The 21,594-nt window shown below is 53.2% G+C and carries 18 protein-coding genes; 9 read left to right on the top strand and 9 right to left on the bottom strand.

The window, feature by feature from the left end; all coding sequences use genetic code 11:
* The first annotated feature begins 130 nt into the window (after nt 1-130).
* Together rapA and rluA are read left to right on the top strand one after the other, a co-directional pair.
* Complete coding sequence (gene rapA, locus ACJHXA_RS11935) at nt 131-3,037, top strand: RNA polymerase-associated protein RapA (RefSeq protein WP_001117011.1); 2,907 nt, start codon at nt 131-133, stop codon at nt 3,035-3,037.
* An 11-nt stretch (nt 3,038-3,048) separates the two neighbouring features.
* The gene (rluA, locus tag ACJHXA_RS11930; protein WP_000525176.1) at nt 3,049-3,708 is read left to right on the top strand and encodes a bifunctional tRNA pseudouridine(32) synthase/23S rRNA pseudouridine(746) synthase RluA; all 660 of its coding nucleotides are present in this window, start codon (nt 3,049-3,051) and stop codon (nt 3,706-3,708) included.
* A gap of 116 nt (nt 3,709-3,824) precedes the next feature.
* On the opposite strand, the gene djlA is transcribed toward rluA, so the two are convergent.
* Nucleotides 3,825-4,640, bottom strand: coding sequence for a co-chaperone DjlA (gene djlA / locus ACJHXA_RS11925; protein WP_001200579.1), 816 nt, complete (start codon nt 4,638-4,640; stop codon nt 3,825-3,827).
* A gap of 254 nt (nt 4,641-4,894) precedes the next feature.
* Here djlA and lptD point away from each other — a divergent pair, with 254 nt between their 5' ends.
* From lptD to apaH, 6 genes are read left to right on the top strand one after another with little or no spacing between them, the layout of a single operon-like run.
* On the top strand, nt 4,895-7,249 hold the full coding sequence (gene lptD, locus ACJHXA_RS11920) for an LPS assembly protein LptD (protein WP_000746151.1): 2,355 nt from the start codon (nt 4,895-4,897) through the stop codon (nt 7,247-7,249).
* Between the two features lie 52 nt (nt 7,250-7,301).
* Nucleotides 7,302-8,588, top strand: a complete 1,287-nt coding sequence (gene surA / locus ACJHXA_RS11915; RefSeq protein ID WP_000800453.1) for a peptidylprolyl isomerase SurA — start codon at nt 7,302-7,304, stop codon at nt 8,586-8,588.
* Nucleotides 8,588-9,577 carry a 4-hydroxythreonine-4-phosphate dehydrogenase PdxA gene (gene pdxA / locus ACJHXA_RS11910; RefSeq protein ID WP_000241271.1) on the top strand — a complete coding sequence of 330 codons (990 nt, stop codon included), beginning with the start codon at nt 8,588-8,590 and terminating at the stop codon, nt 9,575-9,577. The genes surA and pdxA overlap by 1 nt, the downstream gene beginning before the upstream one ends.
* Nucleotides 9,574-10,395 (top strand): 16S rRNA (adenine(1518)-N(6)/adenine(1519)-N(6))-dimethyltransferase RsmA, encoded by an 822-nt coding sequence (gene rsmA / locus ACJHXA_RS11905; protein ID WP_001065381.1) that lies wholly within the window; start codon nt 9,574-9,576, stop codon nt 10,393-10,395. The genes pdxA and rsmA overlap by 4 nt, the downstream gene beginning before the upstream one ends.
* A 2-nt stretch (nt 10,396-10,397) precedes the next feature.
* Complete coding sequence (apaG, locus tag ACJHXA_RS11900) at nt 10,398-10,775, top strand: Co2+/Mg2+ efflux protein ApaG (RefSeq protein ID WP_000610901.1); 378 nt, start codon at nt 10,398-10,400, stop codon at nt 10,773-10,775.
* 6 nt (nt 10,776-10,781) lie between these two features.
* Nucleotides 10,782-11,624, top strand: a complete 843-nt coding sequence (apaH, locus tag ACJHXA_RS11895; RefSeq protein ID WP_000257186.1) for a bis(5'-nucleosyl)-tetraphosphatase (symmetrical) ApaH — start codon at nt 10,782-10,784, stop codon at nt 11,622-11,624.
* A gap of 77 nt (nt 11,625-11,701) precedes the next feature.
* Here the strand turns inward: apaH and folA are convergent, their stop codons facing one another.
* From folA to ACJHXA_RS11855, 8 genes are all read right to left on the bottom strand, one after another.
* Nucleotides 11,702-12,181, bottom strand: coding sequence for a type 3 dihydrofolate reductase (gene folA / locus ACJHXA_RS11890; RefSeq protein ID WP_000624375.1), 480 nt, complete (start codon nt 12,179-12,181; stop codon nt 11,702-11,704).
* 191 nt (nt 12,182-12,372) lie between these two features.
* Complete coding sequence (kefC, locus tag ACJHXA_RS11885) at nt 12,373-14,235, bottom strand: glutathione-regulated potassium-efflux system protein KefC (protein ID WP_000377194.1); 1,863 nt, start codon at nt 14,233-14,235, stop codon at nt 12,373-12,375.
* On the bottom strand, nt 14,228-14,758 hold the full coding sequence (gene kefF, locus ACJHXA_RS11880) for a glutathione-regulated potassium-efflux system oxidoreductase KefF (protein ID WP_000600725.1): 531 nt from the start codon (nt 14,756-14,758) through the stop codon (nt 14,228-14,230). The genes kefC and kefF overlap by 8 nt, the downstream gene beginning before the upstream one ends.
* A 107-nt stretch (nt 14,759-14,865) precedes the next feature.
* On the bottom strand, nt 14,866-16,197 hold the full coding sequence (locus tag ACJHXA_RS11875) for an MFS transporter (RefSeq protein ID WP_001183198.1): 1,332 nt from the start codon (nt 16,195-16,197) through the stop codon (nt 14,866-14,868).
* A gap of 58 nt (nt 16,198-16,255) precedes the next feature.
* Nucleotides 16,256-16,543, bottom strand: coding sequence for a ferredoxin-like protein FixX (gene fixX, locus ACJHXA_RS11870; RefSeq protein ID WP_000203741.1), 288 nt, complete (start codon nt 16,541-16,543; stop codon nt 16,256-16,258).
* A complete protein-coding gene (locus ACJHXA_RS11865) occupies nt 16,540-17,826 on the bottom strand; it encodes an FAD-dependent oxidoreductase (RefSeq protein WP_001287715.1) in 1,287 nt (428 codons plus the stop codon). The genes fixX and ACJHXA_RS11865 overlap by 4 nt, the downstream gene beginning before the upstream one ends.
* Nucleotides 17,827-17,876: 50 nt before the next feature.
* Complete coding sequence (locus ACJHXA_RS11860; protein ID WP_001091499.1) at nt 17,877-18,818, bottom strand: electron transfer flavoprotein subunit alpha/FixB family protein; 942 nt, start codon at nt 18,816-18,818, stop codon at nt 17,877-17,879.
* A 14-nt stretch (nt 18,819-18,832) separates the two neighbouring features.
* The gene (locus ACJHXA_RS11855; protein ID WP_000692200.1) at nt 18,833-19,603 is read right to left on the bottom strand and encodes an electron transfer flavoprotein FixA; all 771 of its coding nucleotides are present in this window, start codon (nt 19,601-19,603) and stop codon (nt 18,833-18,835) included.
* Nucleotides 19,604-20,076: 473 nt separating this feature from the next.
* Between ACJHXA_RS11855 and caiT the strand changes: the two genes are divergently transcribed.
* Nucleotides 20,077-21,591 (top strand): L-carnitine/gamma-butyrobetaine antiporter, encoded by a 1,515-nt coding sequence (gene caiT, locus ACJHXA_RS11850; RefSeq protein WP_000787111.1) that lies wholly within the window; start codon nt 20,077-20,079, stop codon nt 21,589-21,591.
* Nucleotides 21,592-21,594: the final 3 nt, after the last annotated feature.

Raw genomic sequence — 21,594 nt, 5'->3', positions numbered from 1 at the left:
GCGTGACGAATGCTTTGCCATCCAGTACCATAGCGCCCTTTCCATTCCTGGACCTGAATAACGCCACTACCTCATAAGCACGGTAGCGGGTGGTTATTGCCTGCAATTAAAGATATAGAGCCGAACACATATGCCTTTTACACTTGGTCAACGCTGGATCAGCGATACAGAAAGCGAATTGGGACTTGGAACCGTTGTCGCGGTGGATGCGCGAACTGTCACTTTACTTTTCCCATCTACTGGTGAAAACCGTCTGTACGCACGCAGTGATTCCCCCGTGACCCGCGTGATGTTCAACCCTGGTGATACCATTACCAGCCATGACGGCTGGCAGATGCAAGTCGAAGAAGTAAAAGAAGAAAATGGCTTGCTGACCTATATCGGTACTCGCCTGGATACTGAAGAGTCCGGCGTAGCCCTGCGTGAAGTTTTCCTTGATAGCAAACTGGTGTTCAGCAAACCGCAGGACCGTCTGTTTGCCGGGCAGATTGACCGTATGGACCGCTTTGCGCTGCGTTATCGCGCGCGTAAGTATTCCAGCGAACAGTTCCGTATGCCGTACAGCGGCCTGCGCGGTCAGCGTACCAGCCTGATTCCGCATCAGCTCAACATCGCTCATGATGTTGGTCGCCGCCACGCGCCGCGCGTCCTGCTGGCTGACGAAGTGGGTTTAGGGAAAACCATTGAAGCCGGGATGATCCTGCATCAGCAACTGCTCTCTGGCGCTGCTGAACGTGTGCTGATTATCGTCCCGGAAACCTTACAGCATCAGTGGCTGGTAGAAATGCTGCGCCGTTTCAACCTGCGCTTTGCGCTATTTGATGATGAGCGTTATGCCGAAGCTCAGCACGATGCTTACAACCCGTTTGACACCGAACAGCTGGTGATTTGCTCGCTGGATTTTGCCCGTCGTAGCAAACAGCGCCTGGAACATCTCTGTGAAGCCGAATGGGACCTGCTGGTGGTCGATGAAGCGCATCACCTGGTGTGGAGCGAAGATGCGCCAAGCCGTGAATATCAGGCCATTGAACAACTGGCAGAGCACGTGCCGGGCGTTCTGCTGCTGACCGCGACCCCGGAACAGCTGGGGATGGAAAGCCACTTCGCCCGTCTGCGTCTGCTGGACCCGAACCGTTTCCACGATTTTGCGCAGTTCGTTGAAGAGCAGAAAAATTATCGTCCGGTTGCGGACGCCGTTGCCATGCTGCTGGCAGGTAACAAACTGAGCAATGACGAACTGAACATGCTCGGCGAGATGATCGGCGAGCAGGATATCGAGCCGCTGTTGCAGGCAGCAAACAGCGACAGCGAAGATGCCCAGAGCGCCCGTCAGGAGCTGGTTTCGATGCTGATGGATCGCCACGGCACCAGCCGCGTGCTGTTCCGTAACACGCGTAACGGTGTGAAAGGATTCCCGAAACGCGAGCTGCACACCATTAAACTGCCGCTACCGACGCAGTATCAGACGGCTATTAAAGTCTCCGGCATTATGGGCGCACGTAAAAGTGCGGAAGATCGTGCTCGCGATATGCTCTACCCGGAGCGTATTTATCAGGAATTTGAAGGTGATAACGCCACCTGGTGGAACTTCGATCCGCGCGTTGAGTGGCTGATGGGCTACCTGACCAGCCATCGCTCTCAGAAAGTGCTGGTGATCTGCGCCAAAGCTGCCACTGCGCTGCAACTGGAGCAGGTACTGCGCGAACGTGAAGGTATTCGCGCTGCGGTGTTCCACGAAGGTATGTCGATTATCGAACGTGACCGCGCTGCCGCCTGGTTTGCCGAAGAAGACACCGGCGCACAGGTACTGCTGTGCTCAGAAATCGGTTCTGAAGGACGTAACTTCCAGTTCGCCAGCCACATGGTGATGTTTGACCTGCCATTCAACCCGGATCTACTGGAGCAGCGTATTGGTCGTCTGGATCGTATCGGCCAGGCGCACGATATTCAGATCCATGTGCCTTATCTGGAGAAAACCGCTCAGTCGGTGCTGGTGCGCTGGTATCACGAAGGTCTGGATGCATTTGAGCACACCTGCCCGACCGGACGCACTATTTACGATAGCGTATACAACGATCTGATTAACTATCTGGCTTCACCGGATCAAACCGAAGGCTTTGACGATCTGATCAAAAACTGCCGCGAGCAACATGAAGCGCTGAAAGCACAGCTGGAACAGGGTCGTGACCGCCTGCTGGAAATCCACTCCAACGGTGGCGAAAAAGCCCAGGCACTGGCAGAAAGCATTGAAGAGCAGGATGACGATACCAACCTGATCGCCTTCGCCATGAACCTGTTCGATATTATCGGTATCAATCAGGACGATCGCGGCGACAACATGATCGTGCTGACGCCGTCCGATCATATGCTGGTGCCGGACTTCCCTGGCCTGTCGGAAGATGGCATCACCATCACCTTTGATCGTGAAGTGGCGCTGGCGCGTGAAGATGCACAGTTTATTACCTGGGAGCATCCGCTGATCCGCAACGGTCTGGATCTGATTCTTTCTGGCGATACCGGTAGCAGCACGATTTCACTGTTAAAAAACAAAGCGTTGCCGGTAGGTACGCTGTTGGTGGAACTGATTTATGTGGTTGAAGCCCAGGCTCCGAAGCAGTTGCAGCTCAACCGCTTCCTGCCACCGACGCCGGTACGTATGCTGCTGGATAAAAACGGCAACAACCTGGCGGCGCAGGTAGAGTTTGAAACCTTTAACCGCCAGCTTAACGCGGTTAACCGTCACACCGGCAGCAAACTGGTTAACGCCGTGCAGCAGGATGTTCACGCTATCCTTCAACTGGGTGAAGCGCAGATCGAGAAATCTGCCCGTGCATTGATTGATGCAGCGCGTAACGAAGCCGACGAAAAACTGTCTGCCGAGCTGTCTCGTCTGGAAGCTCTGCGTGCAGTGAACCCGAACATTCGTGACGACGAACTGACCGCCATTGAGAGCAACCGTCAGCAGGTAATGGAAAGCCTGGATCAGGCAGGTTGGCGTCTGGATGCCCTGCGTTTGATCGTTGTAACGCATCAGTAACGGAGCCGAAAATGGGGATGGAAAACTACAATCCACCGCAGGAACCCTGGTTGGTTATCCTGTATCAGGATGACCATATTATGGTGGTCAACAAGCCGAGCGGTTTGTTGTCAGTGCCGGGTCGTCTGGAAGAGCACAAAGACAGCGTGATGACGCGCATTCAGCGTGATTATCCGCAGGCAGAATCGGTGCATCGTCTGGATATGGCTACCAGCGGCGTGATTGTAGTGGCGCTGACCAAAGCCGCGGAGCGGGAGTTAAAACGCCAGTTCCGCGAGCGCGAGCCGAAAAAGCAGTATGTGGCCCGCGTCTGGGGGCATCCATCCCCCGCAGAAGGTCTGGTGGATCTGCCGCTGATTTGCGACTGGCCAAACCGCCCGAAACAGAAAGTCTGTTACGAAACGGGTAAACCTGCGCAGACGGAATATGAAGTGGTGGAGTATGCGGCGGATAACACGGCAAGAGTGGTGTTAAAACCGATTACCGGGCGTTCGCATCAATTGCGTGTGCATATGCTGGCGCTGGGGCATCCGATTCTCGGCGATCGTTTTTATGCATCACCAGAAGCGAGAGCGATGGCACCGCGTTTGTTGCTACATGCAGAGATGTTGACGATTACCCATCCGGCGTATGGCAATAGTATGACGTTTAAAGCGCCAGCGGATTTTTAATCGTCACGCTGGCGCAGTTCGGTAGGCGGATAAGGCGTTCACGCCGCATCCGGCAATTGTGCGCCGATTGCCTGATGCGACGCGGGCCGCGTCTTATCAGGCCTACAGTTTAAAACTTATTTAAACCCTTTCTGCTGCTTTATCAGCTCATATGCCTGCTGAATTTCCTGCGCTTTCTGCTTCGCCATCTCCATCATCTCAGGCGGCAAACCTTTCGCCACCAGCTTATCGGGATGGTGTTCACTCATCAGCTTACGGTAGGCACGTTTGATGGTGGTCGCATCATCCGTCGGCTTCACGCCCAGCACATTACAGGCATCTTCCAGCGTTGGGCCACGCTGCGCTTGCTGCCAGTTACCACCGCCAGTTTGCTGCTGATAACCGCCGCCAAACTGTGCACCGCCCTGCATCATGCGCAAAAACTGGTCAAACTGGGCGCGGGAGATCCCTAATTCTTCAGCAATGACATACAGCACCGCCCGTTCATTCGGGTGCAGTGAACCATCAGCAAACGCCGCCTGAATCTGGATCTCCAGAAACATACGAATTAAGTCAAAACGACCAAAGCAGACACTGCGAAACTGGCGCATCTTTTCGCGCAGCGGGTAATTGTCTGATTTTCCCACCCGGAACGCATTTTGCGCCGCAGTACGGGAAGCGCCATGAAGATTCATTCGGTCCATCAACTGGCTGGCGATATGAATATCAGCCTCCGTGACGCGACCTTTGGATTTGGTTAAATGCCCCATCACTTCAAAAGTGGTGGCAAAAAACAGCGCCTGACGCTCACGCTGGTTGGCGAACCACGCCATTTTACGGCTACGGGCTTTATCAAACATATGGCCAATTAACAGGCCTAACACTACGCCCCAAAAGCCGCCGCCCATCAGTAAGGCCACGGCCACGCCAATGATTTTTCCCCAATACTGCATATATTCCCCAAATCGACACACGGATATCAGGGCTATCTCCCACAATATAAAGGTGCTTTTACCGTTTTCCGGCTGCGGTCAATTGTGGGACATCGCCTATAATTTGCATTATCATACCTGTCATTCAATGCCGTGCCTAACACCACTGACGCTATTCGGACAGGATTAACACTAGCGTAGAGATGACGAGTACGTTAGTCTCTGACCGTTTGTCACGCGCAACGTTACCGATGATGGAACAATAAAATCAACGTATGAAAAAACGTATCCCCACTCTCCTGGCCACCATGATTGCCACCGCCCTTTATAGTCAACAGGGACTGGCAGCCGACCTCGCCTCACAGTGCATGTTGGGCGTGCCAAGCTATGACCGTCCTCTGGTACAGGGCGATACCAATGACTTACCCGTGACTATCAATGCTGACCACGCGAAAGGGGACTACCCGGATGACGCCGTGTTTACTGGCAGCGTGGATATCATGCAGGGTAACAGCCGTCTGCAGGCCGACGAAGTGCAGCTCCATCAAAAAGAGGCACCAGGACAACCGGAGCCGGTACGTACCGTTGATGCGCTCGGTAATGTCCATTACGACGATAACCAGGTGATCCTCAAAGGGCCGAAAGGCTGGGCGAATCTGAACACCAAAGATACCAACGTCTGGGAAGGTGATTACCAGATGGTGGGTCGCCAGGGTCGCGGTAAAGCGGACCTGATGAAACAACGTGGCGAAAACCGCTATACCATTCTGGATAACGGTAGCTTTACCTCCTGTCTGCCGGGTTCTGACACCTGGAGCGTGGTAGGTAGCGAAATTATTCATGACCGCGAAGAACAAGTTGCGGAGATCTGGAACGCCCGCTTTAAGGTGGGTCCGGTACCGATCTTTTATAGCCCCTATTTGCAGTTGCCGGTGGGTGACAAACGTCGCTCTGGTTTCTTGATCCCGAACGCCAAGTACACCACCACCAACTACTTTGAGTTCTACCTGCCATATTACTGGAACATCGCGCCAAATATGGATGCCACCATCACGCCGCATTATATGCATCGTCGTGGCAACATCATGTGGGAGAACGAATTCCGCTACCTCTCCCAGGCGGGCGCTGGCTTGATGGAACTGGACTATCTGCCTTCAGATAAAGTCTATGAAGATGAACACCCGAACGATGACAGTTCACGTCGTTGGTTATTCTACTGGAACCACTCCGGGGTCATGGATCAGGTGTGGCGTTTCAACGTCGACTACACCAAGGTCAGCGATCCTAGCTACTTCAATGATTTCGATAACAAGTACGGTTCCAGTACTGACGGCTACGCAACGCAAAAATTCAGCGTTGGCTATGCGGTGCAAAACTTCAATGCCACCGTTTCAACCAAGCAGTTCCAGGTTTTCAGCGAACAGAACACCAGTAGCTACTCGGCAGAGCCGCAGTTAGACGTTAATTACTACCAGAATGATGTTGGTCCGTTTGATACGCGTATTTACGGCCAGGCAGTGCACTTTGTTAACACCAGAGACGACATGCCTGAAGCAACCCGTGTTCACCTGGAACCGACCATCAATTTGCCGCTCTCTAATAACTGGGGCAGCATCAATACCGAAGCGAAGTTGCTGGCAACCCATTATCAGCAAACTAATCTTGACTGGTATAACTCCAGAAACACGACCAAGCTGGACGAATCCGTTAACCGCGTAATGCCGCAATTCAAAGTTGACGGCAAAATGGTCTTTGAACGCGATATGGAAATGCTGGCTCCGGGTTATACCCAAACGCTGGAACCGCGCGCGCAGTATTTGTACGTGCCGTATCGCGATCAGAGCGACATCTATAACTACGACTCATCTCTGCTGCAATCTGACTACTCTGGCCTGTTCCGGGACCGGACTTACGGCGGTCTTGACCGTATTGCCTCCGCTAACCAGGTGACGACCGGTGTCACATCTCGCATATATGATGATGCTGCCGTTGAACGTTTTAATATTTCCGTTGGTCAAATCTACTATTTCACGGAGTCTCGCACTGGCGATGACAACATAACATGGGAGAATGACGACAAAACGGGCTCACTGGTGTGGGCAGGCGATACTTACTGGCGTATCTCCGAGCGTTGGGGATTGCGTGGCGGGATTCAGTACGATACACGTCTGGATAACGTAGCGACCAGTAACTCCAGCATTGAATACCGTCGGGATGAAGACCGTCTGGTACAGCTGAATTACCGTTACGCCAGCCCGGAATATATTCAGGCTACGCTGCCTAAGTACTATTCCACTGCTGAGCAATATAAGAATGGTATTTCGCAGGTAGGTGCTGTCGCCAGCTGGCCAATTGCCGATCGTTGGTCCATTGTTGGGGCCTACTACTACGACACCAATGCGAACAAGCAAGCCGACTCTATGTTAGGTGTGCAATACAGCTCCTGCTGCTATGCAATTCGCGTCGGTTACGAGCGGAAGCTGAACGGTTGGGATAACGATAAACAACATGCGGTATATGACAACGCAATCGGCTTTAACATCGAACTTCGCGGCCTGAGCTCCAACTACGGTCTGGGTACGCAAGAGATGCTGCGTTCGAACATTCTGCCGTATCAAAACACTTTGTGATTTGTTGATTTACCACGTAATCCGCAGTGCGGTTAATTGAAATGGAAAAAGTATGAAGAACTGGAAAACGCTGCTTCTCGGTATCGCCATGATCGCGAATACCAGTTTCGCTGCCCCCCAGGTAGTCGATAAAGTCGCAGCCGTCGTCAATAACGGCGTCGTGCTGGAAAGCGACGTTGATGGATTAATGCAGTCGGTAAAACTGAACGCTGCTCAGGCAAGGCAGCAACTTCCTGATGACGCGACGCTGCGCCACCAAATCATGGAACGTTTGATCATGGATCAAATCATCCTGCAGATGGGGCAGAAAATGGGAGTGAAAATCTCCGATGAGCAGCTGGATCAGGCGATTGCTAACATCGCGAAACAGAACAACATGACGCTGGATCAGATGCGCAGCCGTCTGGCTTACGATGGACTGAACTACAACACCTATCGTAACCAGATCCGCAAAGAGATGATTATCTCTGAAGTGCGTAACAACGAGGTGCGTCGTCGCATCACCATCCTGCCGCAGGAAGTCGAATCCCTGGCGCAGCAGGTGGGTAACCAAAACGACGCCAGCACTGAGCTGAACCTGAGCCACATCCTGATCCCGCTGCCGGAAAACCCGACCTCTGATCAGGTGAACGAAGCGGAAAGCCAGGCGCGCGCCATTGTCGATCAGGCGCGTAACGGCGCTGATTTCGGTAAGCTGGCGATTGCTCATTCTGCCGACCAGCAGGCGCTGAACGGCGGCCAGATGGGCTGGGGCCGTATTCAGGAGTTACCCGGGATCTTCGCCCAGGCATTAAGCACCGCGAAGAAAGGCGACATTGTTGGCCCGATTCGTTCCGGCGTTGGCTTCCATATTCTGAAAGTTAACGACCTGCGCGGCGAAAGCAAAAATATCTCGGTGACCGAAGTTCATGCTCGCCATATTCTGCTGAAACCGTCGCCGATCATGACTGACGAACAGGCCCGTGTGAAACTGGAACAGATTGCTGCTGATATCAAGAGTGGTAAAACGACTTTTGCTGCCGCAGCGAAAGAGTTCTCGCAGGATCCAGGTTCTGCTAACCAGGGCGGCGATCTCGGTTGGGCAACAGCGGACATTTTTGATCCGGCTTTCCGTGACGCCCTGACCCGCCTGAACAAAGGTCAAATGAGTGCACCGGTTCACTCTTCATTCGGCTGGCATTTAATCGAACTGCTGGATACCCGTAATGTCGATAAAACCGACGCTGCGCAGAAAGATCGTGCATACCGCATGCTGATGAACCGTAAGTTCTCGGAAGAAGCAGCAAGCTGGATGCAGGAACAACGTGCCAGCGCCTACGTTAAAATCCTGAGCAACTAATGGTTAAAACCCAACGTGTTGTGATCACTCCCGGCGAGCCCGCCGGGATTGGCCCGGACTTAGTTGTCCAGCTTGCACAGCGTGAGTGGCCGGTCGAACTGGTTGTTTGTGCCGATGCCACTCTCCTTACCGACCGGGCAGCGATGCTCGGTTTGCCGCTCACCCTCCGCACTTATTCCCCCAACTCTCCTGCACAACCGCAAACTGCGGGCACATTAACGCTACTTCCTGTCGCGCTACGTGAATCTGTCACTGCGGGGCAGTTAGCGGTTGAAAATGGGCATTATGTGGTGGAAACGCTGGCGCGAGCGTGCGATGGCTGTCTGAACGGTGAATTTGCTGCGCTGATCACAGGCCCCGTGCATAAAGGCGTCATTAACGACGCAGGCATTCCGTTTACCGGTCATACCGAGTTTTTCGAAGAGCGTTCGCAGGCGAAAAAAGTGGTGATGATGCTGGCGACCGAAGAACTTCGCGTGGCGCTGGCAACGACGCATTTACCGCTGCGCGATATCGCAGATGCTATCACCCCTGCGCTTTTGCACGAAGTGATTGCTATTTTGCATCACGATTTGCGGACCAAATTTGGTATTGCCGAACCGCGCATTCTGGTCTGCGGGCTGAATCCACACGCGGGCGAAGGCGGTCATATGGGTACGGAAGAGATAGACACCATTATTCCGCTGCTCGACGAGTTGCGGGCGCAGGGGATGAAACTTAACGGGCCGCTGCCTGCCGATACCCTGTTTCAGCCGAAATATCTCGATAACGCCGACGCCGTGCTGGCGATGTACCACGATCAGGGTCTTCCCGTGCTAAAATACCAGGGCTTCGGGCGCGGTGTGAACATTACGCTGGGCCTGCCCTTTATTCGCACATCAGTGGACCACGGCACCGCGCTTGAACTGGCGGGACGTGGCGAAGCCGATGTCGGCAGTTTTATTACGGCGCTTAATCTCGCCATCAAAATGATTGTTAACACCCAATGAATAATCGAGTCCACCAGGGCCACTTAGCCCGTAAACGCTTCGGGCAAAACTTTCTCAACGATCAGTTCGTGATCGACAGCATTGTTTCTGCCATTAACCCGCAAAAGGGCCAGGCAATGGTCGAAATCGGCCCCGGTCTGGCGGCATTGACCGAGCCGGTCGGCGAACGTCTGGACCAGCTGACGGTCATCGAACTTGACCGCGATCTGGCGGCACGTCTGCAAACGCATCCATTCTTAGGCCCGAAACTGACGATTTATCAGCAGGATGCGATGACCTTTAACTTTGGCGAACTGGCCGAGAAAATGGGTCAGCCGCTGCGTGTTTTCGGCAACCTGCCTTATAACATCTCCACGCCGTTGATGTTCCATCTGTTTAGCTATACTGATGCCATTGCCGACATGCACTTTATGTTGCAAAAAGAGGTGGTGAATCGTCTGGTTGCAGGACCGAACAGCAAAGCGTATGGTCGATTAAGCGTCATGGCGCAATACTATTGCAACGTGATCCCAGTGCTGGAAGTACCGCCGTCAGCCTTTACACCACCACCCAAAGTGGATTCCGCCGTCGTGCGCCTGGTTCCTCATGCAACGATGCCTCACCCGGTTAAAGATGTTCGTGTGTTGAGCCGCATCACCACCGAAGCCTTTAACCAGCGTCGTAAAACCATTCGTAACAGCCTCGGCAACCTGTTTAGCGTCGAGGTGTTAACGGGAATGGGGATCGACCCGGCGATGCGAGCGGAAAATATCTCTGTCGCGCAATATTGCCAGATGGCGAACTATCTGGCGGAGAACGCGCCTTTGCAGGAGAGTTAACGATGATCAATTCGCCCCGAGTGTGTATTCAGGTTCAAAGCGTCTACATTGAGGCACAATCTTCACCTGATAATGAACGTTACGTTTTTGCTTATACCGTAACCATACGCAATCTGGGGCGAGCGCCAGTGCAGTTGTTGGGGCGTTACTGGCTGATCACCAATGGCAATGGCCGTGAAACCGAAGTCCAGGGCGAAGGAGTGGTTGGCGTCCAGCCACTTATCGCGCCTGGCGAAGAGTACCAGTACACCAGCGGTGCAATCATTGAAACCCCGCTGGGCACCATGCAGGGTCACTACGAAATGATCGATGAAAATGGCGTCCCTTTCAGCATCGACATTCCCGTATTCCGACTCGCCGTTCCCACACTCATTCATTAAAAGAATATGGCGACATACCTTATTGGCGACGTTCATGGTTGTTACGATGAACTGATCGCATTGCTGCATAAAGTAGAATTTACCCCTGGGAAAGATACCCTCTGGCTGACGGGCGATCTGGTCGCGCGCGGGCCGGGTTCGCTGGATGTTCTGCGCTATGTGAAATCCTTAGGCGACAGCGTACGTCTGGTGCTGGGCAATCACGATCTGCATCTGCTGGCGGTATTTGCCGGGATCAGCCGCAATAAACCGAAAGATCGCCTGACACCGCTGCTGGAAGCGCCGGATGCCGACGAGCTGCTTAACTGGCTGCGTCGCCAGCCTTTGCTGCAAATCGACGAAGAGAAAAAGTTGGTGATGGCCCACGCAGGGATCACGCCGCAGTGGGATCTACAGACCGCCAAAGAGTGCGCGCGCGATGTAGAAGCGGTGCTATCGAGTGACTCCTATCCCTTCTTTCTCGACGCTATGTACGGCGATATGCCAAATAACTGGTCACCGGAATTGCGGGGGCTGGGAAGACTGCGTTTTATCACCAACGCCTTTACCCGTATGCGTTTTTGCTTTCCAAACGGTCAACTGGATATGTACAGCAAAGAATCGCCGGAAGAAGCCCCTGCCCCACTGAAACCGTGGTTTGCGATTCCTGGCCCTGTCGCTGAAGAATACAGCATCGCCTTTGGTCACTGGGCATCGCTGGAAGGCAAAGGTACGCCGGAAGGTATTTACGCGCTGGATACCGGCTGCTGCTGGGGTGGGTCATTAACCTGCCTGCGCTGGGAAGATAAGCAGTATTTTGTCCAGCCGTCGAACCGGCATAAGGATTTGGGCGAAGCGGCGGCGTCTTAAACACAGCCTGATATAGGAAGGCCGGATAAGACGCGACCGGCGTCGCATCCGGCACTAGCCGTAAATTCTATACAAAATTACCGCCGCTCCAGAATCTCAAAGCAATAGCTGTGAGAGTTCTGCGCATCAGCATCGTGGAATTCGCTGAATACCGATTCCCAGTCATCCGGCTCGTAATCCGGGAAATGGGTGTCGCCTTCCACTTCTGCGTCGATATGCGTCAGATACAGTTTTTGCGCTTTTGGCAGGAACTGCTCATAAACGCGACCGCCGCCAATCACCATGATTTCTGGTACGTCACCACACGCCGCGATGGCTTCATCCACCGACTTCACCCACGTTACGCGATCGTCCGTACCCGGTTGACTGCTGAGGATAATATTTTTGCGTCCTGGCAACGGACGACCGATTGATTCCCAGGTATGGCGGCCCATAATCACGGGTTTATTTAAGGTGTTGCGTTTAAACCAGGCGAGATCGGCAGGCAGGTTCCACGGCATGGCGTTTTCCATGCCGATAACGCGATCTACCGCTAACGCCGCAATCAGACTGATCATTGAGATTTCCCGATAAAAAAAATTGTCGCCACTATACGTAAAGCGTAAACCGTCGTCGACTGGTGCGAGGATGATGTTGAGGAAAATTTTATATTCTGCTGGCGAGTCCACGCTCTCTCCCTGGACTCGCCGCATTACAATGAAACAAAAACAAACAGTTAGCTGTAAAGTGTGATTTACGTCACTCTTTATTAGGATGAGGGTTTCGTTTCCGGTTCATCCGCCATGTTGCCGGTATGTTTACCTTCTTCGGTTCCCTGCCAGCCATGTCGTTGAATTAATGACAGATGTTCGCGGTCCTCGGTAATGATCTCACTTAACATCGCGCTGGTGCGTTTATAGACCGCCGCGCGGGCTTTGGTGTCGTTCTCAACCATTGCCATCTCTTCCACCATCTGAATATTAAAGCGGCGGAACACATCGGCACGTTCTCGCGCTTCATACGGCCCCAGACCTAAACTTTCCAGTGCCAGACGCCCGGTTTTCAGCGCACCTTCGAAGGTTTCACGCTCCGGCTTTTCAACGCCTGCCTGACGCAAACGAATGTAGTGGTCGACATCGCGGGCGCGGGCAATAATCTGCAAATGCGGGAAATGTTCTTTCACCATCTCTGTCAGTTGCAGGTTGGTTTGCGGATCGTCGATGGCGTTAATCAGCACTTCCGCTTTCGCCGCTCCGGCAGATTCCAGTAAATCCATCCGCGTGGCATCGCCATAAAACACTTTCATACCAAATTTACGCAAGGTTTCGATATGGTCCGGATCGTGATCGAGTACCACCATTTTCACCCCGCTGGAGAGCAGTAAACGTCCGGTAATCTGCCCAAAACGACCGAATCCGGCGATAATCACGCGCGGCTGTTCTTCGTCGATCTCATCGGCTTCACGCGCTTCCTCAGTAGAAGATTGCTCAAGGCGATTGAGGATCACCAGCAGAATCGGCGTTGCTGCCATCGACAGCGCCACCGCCAGGGTCAGCGATTTCGCCCACTCCGGCTCCAGCACATTCGCCATCTGCGCCGCGCCAAATACCACAAAGGCAAACTCACTGCCCTGCCCTAACAACACCGCAAACCAACGACGCTGTTTATTTGGCACTTGCAACGGTCGGGCAATCAGCCACAGCATGGCGATTTTGATGATGAGGAAACCGAGCAGCAAAATGACAATGCGCAATGGGTTTTCAAGCAGCGTGCCAAAGTCTATCGACATGCCAACACCGATGAAAAACAGCCCCAACAGCAAACCTTTAAATGGTTCGATATCGCTCTCCAGCGCATGACGGTATTCCGAACTTGCCAGCAGTACGCCCGCCAGAAACGCGCCCATCGCCATCGACAAGCCGACCTCTTCCAGCAGCAAACCAAAGCCAAACACGAGGAATAACGCCACGGCACTAAACACTTCCCGCAAGCCAGAGCGGGCTACAAAACGCAGCGCCGGACGCGTGACATAGCGCCCCAGCAATACCACCAGCACCAGCGCACCCGCCACTTTTAACGCCGAGAGAGCAAATGCGCCCATCGTCGTCGAGGCACTGCTCGTTGCCAGTAGCGGAATCATCGCCACCAGCGGGATCGCCGCGATATCCTGGAACAGCAGCACCGCAAAGGCACTGCGACCCATTTGCGTCACCATCAGATTGCGTTCATTCATCGCCTGCATGGCAATCGCCGTAGAGGAGAGCGCCAGCGTCATGCCGATCAATTCCGCGACCTGCCAGCGCAGCCCAAGTAACATGCAGAACAGCCCCAGCAGGCCGCCGCAAATCACCATCTGCAATGCGCCGCCGCCGAACACTGCCGCACGCAGCTTCCATAGCCTTTGTGGATCGAGTTCGAGGCCGATAATAAACAGCATCAGCACCACGCCAATCTCGGCAAAGTGCAGGATAGATTCGGCATCGGTCACCAGTCGCAGCCCCCACGGGCCAATAATGCAGCCGGCAATCAGGTAGCCAAGTACCGATCCCAGACCAAGACGTACCGCAATGGGTACAATCAGCGCCGCCGATCCGAGGTAGATCAGCGCCTGAACCAGCGTATGGCTATCCATGATGGGCCTCCTGCCATTCCAGCAGACGTTGCTTATAGTGACGCGCCTGCCCTTCGAGGGTTTCGTCGTCACAAATAAAGGTGCAGTGCATGGCAAACGGTGGCAGCCAGTTCAGCCCGCAGTAGATTGCCGTCGCCTGTAGCGGCTGCGACAGCACATCAAAGCCCGGATGCGCACCAATTTCAAAATGGCTTTCCCCGCCGCCGGTCGTCACCGCCCACAGCAAATGTTTGCCATGCAGCGCCGTGCCGCCGTGACCGTAAGCCCAGCCGTGCGAGAAAACTTTATCGATCCAAAGTTTGAGGAGCGGTGGAATGCTGTACCACTGCATCGGGTGCTGCCAGACGATCAGATCGGCGCGAGACAGCGCCTCCTGCTCGGCGGCAATATCGATATTGAAGTCAGGATAGAGTTGATAAAGAGAGCGAATTTCGACGCCTTCCAGCGTCCTTGCCTGTTCAAGCATCCGTTTATTCGCATGGGAATGATGCGGATACGGATGCGCATAAATTATAAGAATCATAGGTAGCCCGCGTGATTACGCCTTTGTTTTCCCACAAAGTGTAGTCATATATTCACGCGGCTTATAGTCAATAATATTGATTCAGAAAAGAGAGAAATCTGAACAATTTACCCCATTCTCTGCCCGCGGATCGTCATATTGCTGGTTTGCGCCAGTGACATCCCTCGAGTCTCCGGGGCAAACGCTACGGAAATCAACAAGCCAAACAGCGAGATACCCGCCCCCATTAGCATCGTGTTACTGATACCGTAATTATTGATAAAGATCGGCAGTGCCCAGGTCGAAACAATGGTGCCAATACGGCTTAAGGACATAATCACGCCCACGGCAGAGGCGCGGATATCTGTCGGGAAGAGTTCATTAGGATAGAGCCACTGCAAATTACCCGGCCCGCCAGAGAAAAAGGCATACACCGCAAAGGCCATCACTACCAGCCAGATCCCCATATCCGGGATCAGCCCCAAAACCGCCAGCGCCAGCGTCATCATGGCAAAGCTGCCAATCAACAATGGACGCCGTCCGGCAGTGTTTAGCCACAGCATCGGCGGAATACAGCCGAGCATAAAGAACAGGCTAATCACCACGTTCCCCAGTGCCGCGTTTTTGCCAACCCCCAATCCCAACAAACCAACGATTTGCGGGCCAAAGGTGTAAATGGCGAACATTGGGATCACCTGGCAGGTCCAGATGGCGGCAACAAACAGAACAAAAGGAAAATGGCGGCGATTAAACAGATCGCGAAAACGGGTTTGCTGCGGCTGCTCTTCATCGAAAGCCACCGGTTCGCCAAACAGTTTTATCATCATCTCTTCGCACTCTTTTACTCGCCCTTTGCGTAATAACCAGCGGGGAGATTCAGGCAGTTCGAATCGACCAATCAAAATCAACAAACAGGGGATCGCCGCGCTACCCAGCATCCAGCGCCAGCCGCCTTCCACATCATAAAGCCAGTAGCCGACCAGATCGGCGCAGGTCGCGCCGACATACCACATGGCGGCGATAAAGCTGATGGAAAACGCCCGCTGACGGGTACTGGAGAACTCGGTGATCATTGAGGTGGCGATGGGATAATCTGCACCGATGACAATGCCGATAAGTACCCGCATCACCAACAGTTCGACAGGGGATGAGACAAACATCGTCGCCACCGATATCACGCCGATGGCGATGATATCAATGAGGAACATTTTGCGCCGTCCGACTTTATCGGAAATATAGCCAAACAGCGATGTGCCAACGAACAGCCCGGCGAGCGTTCCCGCGCCCAACAAGCCAATCCAGTCAGCGTCCAGTTTTAGCGCCGGAGTCAGTTGCTCCAGCGCCACGCCAATCATTACCAGTACATAACCATCCAGAAACGGACCACCGCTTCCCCACAGCAAAATGCGGCGGTGAATTGAGGAGAATTTGAGATCGTCAAAGTTTCTGGACGGTTGCATGGGTTATTCCTGTTTTTTTGCAATGAGAGTCAGTACGGCGTTACGTATCAAACCAACATCAGCCGTAACGGAACTCCACACCAAAGGTGCCGCGCGGGTATTCCCACTGTTCCAGCGCCGACCCCAGCCCCAGAATGCGACAGGTGCCGCACTCCAGACATCCGGCGTAATCGAAGCGCACACTGCCGTCATCCTGCTTCTTGTACAGACCTGCGGGGCACGCTTTCACCAGCAGCTCCAGGGCCTGTTTATCGGCATCGGCCTTCACAACAATGTGCGGATGCTCTTCATCGACATTGAATTTATTGACGCCCAGTTTGACGTCCACATTGACGGGAGAAGTCATAAAACGGTCACTCCTTTCATGCCATCCTTGATCAGATTGATGAAGCCCACTTTCTTGCCGTGGCGGAGGATTTTCTTGCGCATCAGTTCCGGCGCACTGCCGTCAATGGTGAACAGGTCACGCGCCACGCCCACCGCCAGTTCCGGGTAGCCGCTAAACATGCGTGGGTTATCAAGGAAGGCCGGTAGTTTCTGGTACATACGCATATCGCGCAGCGGGCCACTCTCAAGATGCTGACGATATTCCGCCAGTTTTTGCTTACTGAAATCGTCGCTTTTCATCGCTGAAAGCACGGTTTTTGCTGCGGCTTCCCCGGCGGCAATCGCCAGATCCATACCGCGAATGGTAAAACCGAGGTTCATACACATTCCGGCGGCATCACCGGCAATCAATACGCCGTCACCAACCAACTCCGGCAGCATGTTGATGCCTGCTTCCGGCACTACGTGAGCGGAATATTCCACCAGCTTGCCACCCGCGATCAGCGGTGCAACGGCCGGATGTTGTTTGAAATCTTCCAGCATTTGCGGCACCGATTTTTTTGCGTCATGCAGATGATGCAGACCACAAACCAGCCCCAGCGACAGGGTATTTTCATTGGTATAAAGGAAGCCGCCGCCCATCAGGCCATCGGTGGGTGATCCCGCAAACAGACAAGCCGCGCCCTGATTACCCTGCAACTGAAAACGGTCTTCGATTACCGACTTCGGTAACTCGATCAGTTCCTTCACGCCAACCGCCACATCCGTCGGTTTAACGCGTTTTGCCATCCCCAGCTTTTCGGCAAGGATGGAGTTCACTCCATCAGCAAGGATCACCGTTTTCGCTTCAATCACATCGCCATCGGCTTCTACACCGACGACTTTGCCATCGCGCTGTACGAGGTTATCGACGCGGATCCCGGTAATTAACTGCGCGCCCGCTTCTTCGGCCTGCTCCATCAGCCAGGCATCAAATTTACTGCGCAAAACGGAGTAAGAACGCTGGGATGGCGAGGTTTCGTCACCATTGCAGTAGTCCATAGTCATCGCTGACTTTTCCGTCATAAACGCGAGTTTTTCATGGGTGATCAGGCGTTCTACGGGGGCGGAGTCGGCGAAACCAGGAATAATGTGTTCCAGGCTGTGGGCATAGAGACGCCCGCCGGTGACGTTCTTGGCACCTGCGGAATTGCCACGCTCGATAACTAACACTTGCGCCCCTTCGCGGGCGAGCACCAGTGCGGCAACCGAACCGGCAAGCCCAGCACCGACGATGATGGCGTCAAAGATATCTTCGGACATAAGAGCTCCCTGTCAGCGGCAGGGCCAAAATGCAGCCCTGCCAGAGTGGATCAACGCGCTAAAGCTGCGGTCAGCGCCGGAAGGATCTTCACGGCGTCACCAACAATGCCGTAATCCGCGTACTGGAAGATCGGCGCATTTTTATCTTTATTGATGGCGAAAATGGTTTGCGATGCATTAGCACCAACCATGTGCTGGATCTGCCCGGAGATCCCCACCGCCAGGTACAGTTCAGGTTTCAGCATCAGGTTGGAGATACCGACATAGCGTTCGTGCTCCATCCATTTTTCGTTTTCCGCCACCGGACGAGAACAGGCCAACTCCGCACCTATCGCCTTGCAAAGCTGTTCTGCCAGCGCAATGTTCTCTTTGCTGCCAATACCGCGACCGACGCTGACCACCAGACGGGCTTTGTCGAGATCGACGCTGTTGCTCTGGCGCGCCTGGGTTGCCGTGCGGGTAATCGCCACAGCCGGAGCCTGCCACTCCACGGTGTGCGTTTCGCCAGTGCGTGACGCGTCTGGCTGAGCCGCATCGAACGTGCCGCTGCTGATGGTCAGTACCGCATACGGCGTGGCAATGCGTTCTTCGCCAATCGCCAGACCACCGTAAACCATGTGTTTCACTGTCGCTTTACCGTCCTGTACGCTGACGGTGCTGGCATCGTTAGACACCGCCGCTTTAAGGCGATAACCCAGTTTTGCCGCCAGTAATTTGCCGCGACGGGTGTTTGGCAGCAGCACCAGGCCGTCTGCGCCGTGCTGGCGAATAGTGTCAGCCATGACACCGGCGTAATCTTCGATCATCCGATCGTCCGGTTTGCCGTTTAATTTCCAGACATGATTAGCGCCGAGCTGGATTGCCTGTGCGCCGTCGGCATCATTGAGGACAAAGGTGTTGATTTGATTAGCTAAAGCCTGCGCACCGTTCATCAGTTCCGGCAGACGAGAAGGGGTATCGCTGAATACCCAGACTTGAGAAAACGTGTTCATAGCATCCCCTGTAATTAAATGACTTTGCGAAGATTTTCAGCAAATGCGGCGATCTGTTCTTCGCCGTCGCCTTCAATCACGATGCGCTGACGTTCGCGCTGTTTCGGCGCGGCAACCTGTTGTTCTGACCAGGCTGCCTCTGCGTTAAAACCAATATCCGCCGCCGACCATACCTGGACGGGCTTTTTCGCCGCGCCGAGAATGGCTTTCATCGAAGGAATTTGTGGGGAATTGATATCAGTGGAAACAGCAACAACCGCAGGCAGCGGAATGCTTAAGGTTTCGGTTTCATCTTCCAGTTCGCGCTCAACGGTGAGGGTATCTGCAGCCAGGGAGATAATTTTGCTGACGCCGTTAACTGCCGGAATATTGAGGATTTCGCCCACCAGCAGACCAACCTGCTGGGCATAAAGGTCGGAAGAACCATCGCCACAGAGGATCAAATCAAAGCCTGCTTTCTGGGCGGCTGCAGCCAGTGCGCTCGCCGTTTGTTGCGGCAGTGCCTGCTCGAACTGGTCATCAATCACCACAATCAGTTCATCCGGGCCGCGCGATAGCACATCTTTACGCCCTTTGGCGTTGGTCAGGGCTTTACCGCCCACACTTAAGGCCGTCACCTGCGCCTCTGCTGCCTGTTGCTTTAGCTGGCAAGCCGCTTCAATAGCGTTCAGATCGTATTGGCTTATTTTAGCATCGGCTTTGCTGAAGTCTAATGAACCATCAGCATTATTGACCGCAATATCCTGTTCATCAGGCACGCACTTATAGCAAGTAATAATCTTCATTGCATCTCCAGAAATCATGAAGGAAACGTCGTTCATATCGGTGGTGTTAATTACAGATATCACGCCCTTTAATTTGGAAATAAAACTTTAATCACCAATATTGAAAATGTCACACGCAGATAAATCCAACTTTCAATATTGTTAAGTTCCTCACCAATATTGAAAACATGGCGTAGCAAAAAGAAATTTTCAATATTGCTTTATGGATCACCAATATTGAAAGTCAGATGCTATTTTTTTACTCACAACACAACATAACAAACTGATTAATAATCAAAATTAACGAGAAAAGCGCCCTCTATTCACCCGAAACAAAAATGTGATAACAATCACAGAATGCAGCTTATTGAATACCCATTATGAGTTAGCCATTAACGCGTCCACGAGGTTAATAATAATTATATTAAATGTTAACAAAAATAAAACAAACGGGAACGCAAAATAAATATTCGTTTTCACAGTGGAATTAACTCATGAAGAATGAAAAGAGAAAAACGGGAATAGAACCGAAGGTTTTCTTTCCGCCGTTAATAATCGTCGGCATACTTTGTTGGCTTACAGTCAGAGATCTGGATGCAGCGAATGTCGTTATTAATGCTGTATTCAGTTACGTCACCAATGTATGGGGATGGGCATTTGAATGGTATATGGTGGTGATGCTTTTCGGTTGGTTCTGGCTGGTGTTTGGCCCGTATGCCAAAAAGCGTTTAGGTAACGAACCACCTGAATTTAGTACCGCCAGTTGGATCTTTATGATGTTCGCCTCCTGTACGTCTGCTGCCGTACTGTTCTGGGGATCGATTGAGATCTACTACTACATCTCCACCCCGCCGTTTGGCTTAGAACCGAACTCGACAGGGGCGAAAGAGTTGGGGCTGGCTTACAGCTTGTTCCACTGGGGACCTCTGCCGTGGGCCACTTACAGCTTCCTTTCAGTCGCCTTCGCTTACTTCTTCTTTGTCCGCAAAATGGAAGTGATTCGCCCCAGCTCGACACTGGTGCCGCTGGTAGGTGAAAAACACGCCAAAGGGTTGTTCGGCACTATCGTCGACAACTTCTATCTCGTCGCCTTGATCTTCGCGATGGGTACCAGTCTGGGCCTTGCCACGCCGCTGGTGACCGAGTGTATGCAATGGTTGTTTGGCATTCCGCATACCCTGCAACTGGACGCTATCATCATTACCTGCTGGATTATCCTCAACGCCATTTGCGTCGCTTGCGGTCTGCAAAAAGGGGTACGTATCGCCAGTGACGTGCGTAGTTACCTGAGCTTCCTGATGCTGGGTTGGGTGTTCATTGTCAGCGGTGCCAGCTTCATCATGAACTACTTCACCGATTCGGTGGGGATGTTGCTGATGTATCTGCCGCGAATGTTGTTCTATACCGATCCCATCGCTAAAGGCGGCTTCCCGCAGGGCTGGACCGTGTTCTACTGGGCATGGTGGGTGATTTACGCCATCCAGATGAGTATCTTCCTCGCCCGCATCTCCCGTGGTCGTACTGTGCGTGAACTGTGCTTCGGCATGGTGATGGGGCTGACAGCATCCACCTGGATCCTGTGGACCGTGCTCGGTAGTAACACTCTGCTGTTGATGGATAAAAACATCATCAACATTCCAAATCTGATCGAACAGTACGGTGTGGCGCGCGCCATCATCGAAACCTGGGCCGCTCTGCCACTCAGCACCGCCACCATGTGGGGCTTCTTCATCCTCTGCTTTATTGCCACCGTTACGCTGGTTAACGCCTGCTCTTATACCCTGGCGATGTCCACTTGCCGCGAAGTACGCGATGGTGAAGAACCACCGCTGCTGGTGCGTATCGGTTGGTCAATTCTGGTTGGCATTATCGGTATTGTTCTGCTGGCGCTCGGCGGCCTGAAACCGATTCAAACCGCCATTATCGCCGGAGGATGCCCGCTGTTCTTCGTCAACATTATGGTGACGCTCTCCTTTATTAAAGACGCGAAACAGAACTGGAAAGATTAATTA

Origin of the sequence: Escherichia sp. WS33 (assembly GCF_046486385.1) — a bacterium.
Taxonomy (GTDB): domain Bacteria; phylum Pseudomonadota; class Gammaproteobacteria; order Enterobacterales; family Enterobacteriaceae; genus ECMA0423.
The sequence above is the reverse complement of the archived record's forward strand: the minus strand, read 5'-3'. Positions and strand labels throughout refer to the sequence as shown.

Coding starts and splice junctions, on each gene's coding strand:
- rapA (WP_001117011.1), top strand. CDS start 131: ATGCCTTTTACACTTGGTCAACGCTGGATCAGCGATACAGAAAGCGAA.
- rluA (WP_000525176.1), top strand. CDS start 3,049: ATGGGGATGGAAAACTACAATCCACCGCAGGAACCCTGGTTGGTTATC.
- djlA (WP_001200579.1), bottom strand. CDS start 4,640: ATGCAGTATTGGGGAAAAATCATTGGCGTGGCCGTGGCCTTACTGATG.
- lptD (WP_000746151.1), top strand. CDS start 4,895: ATGAAAAAACGTATCCCCACTCTCCTGGCCACCATGATTGCCACCGCC.
- surA (WP_000800453.1), top strand. CDS start 7,302: ATGAAGAACTGGAAAACGCTGCTTCTCGGTATCGCCATGATCGCGAAT.
- pdxA (WP_000241271.1), top strand. CDS start 8,588: ATGGTTAAAACCCAACGTGTTGTGATCACTCCCGGCGAGCCCGCCGGG.
- rsmA (WP_001065381.1), top strand. CDS start 9,574: ATGAATAATCGAGTCCACCAGGGCCACTTAGCCCGTAAACGCTTCGGG.
- apaG (WP_000610901.1), top strand. CDS start 10,398: ATGATCAATTCGCCCCGAGTGTGTATTCAGGTTCAAAGCGTCTACATT.
- apaH (WP_000257186.1), top strand. CDS start 10,782: ATGGCGACATACCTTATTGGCGACGTTCATGGTTGTTACGATGAACTG.
- folA (WP_000624375.1), bottom strand. CDS start 12,181: ATGATCAGTCTGATTGCGGCGTTAGCGGTAGATCGCGTTATCGGCATG.
- kefC (WP_000377194.1), bottom strand. CDS start 14,235: ATGGATAGCCATACGCTGGTTCAGGCGCTGATCTACCTCGGATCGGCG.
- kefF (WP_000600725.1), bottom strand. CDS start 14,758: ATGATTCTTATAATTTATGCGCATCCGTATCCGCATCATTCCCATGCG.
- ACJHXA_RS11875 (WP_001183198.1), bottom strand. CDS start 16,197: ATGCAACCGTCCAGAAACTTTGACGATCTCAAATTCTCCTCAATTCAC.
- fixX (WP_000203741.1), bottom strand. CDS start 16,543: ATGACTTCTCCCGTCAATGTGGACGTCAAACTGGGCGTCAATAAATTC.
- ACJHXA_RS11865 (WP_001287715.1), bottom strand. CDS start 17,826: ATGTCCGAAGATATCTTTGACGCCATCATCGTCGGTGCTGGGCTTGCC.
- ACJHXA_RS11860 (WP_001091499.1), bottom strand. CDS start 18,818: ATGAACACGTTTTCTCAAGTCTGGGTATTCAGCGATACCCCTTCTCGT.
- ACJHXA_RS11855 (WP_000692200.1), bottom strand. CDS start 19,603: ATGAAGATTATTACTTGCTATAAGTGCGTGCCTGATGAACAGGATATT.
- caiT (WP_000787111.1), top strand. CDS start 20,077: ATGAAGAATGAAAAGAGAAAAACGGGAATAGAACCGAAGGTTTTCTTT.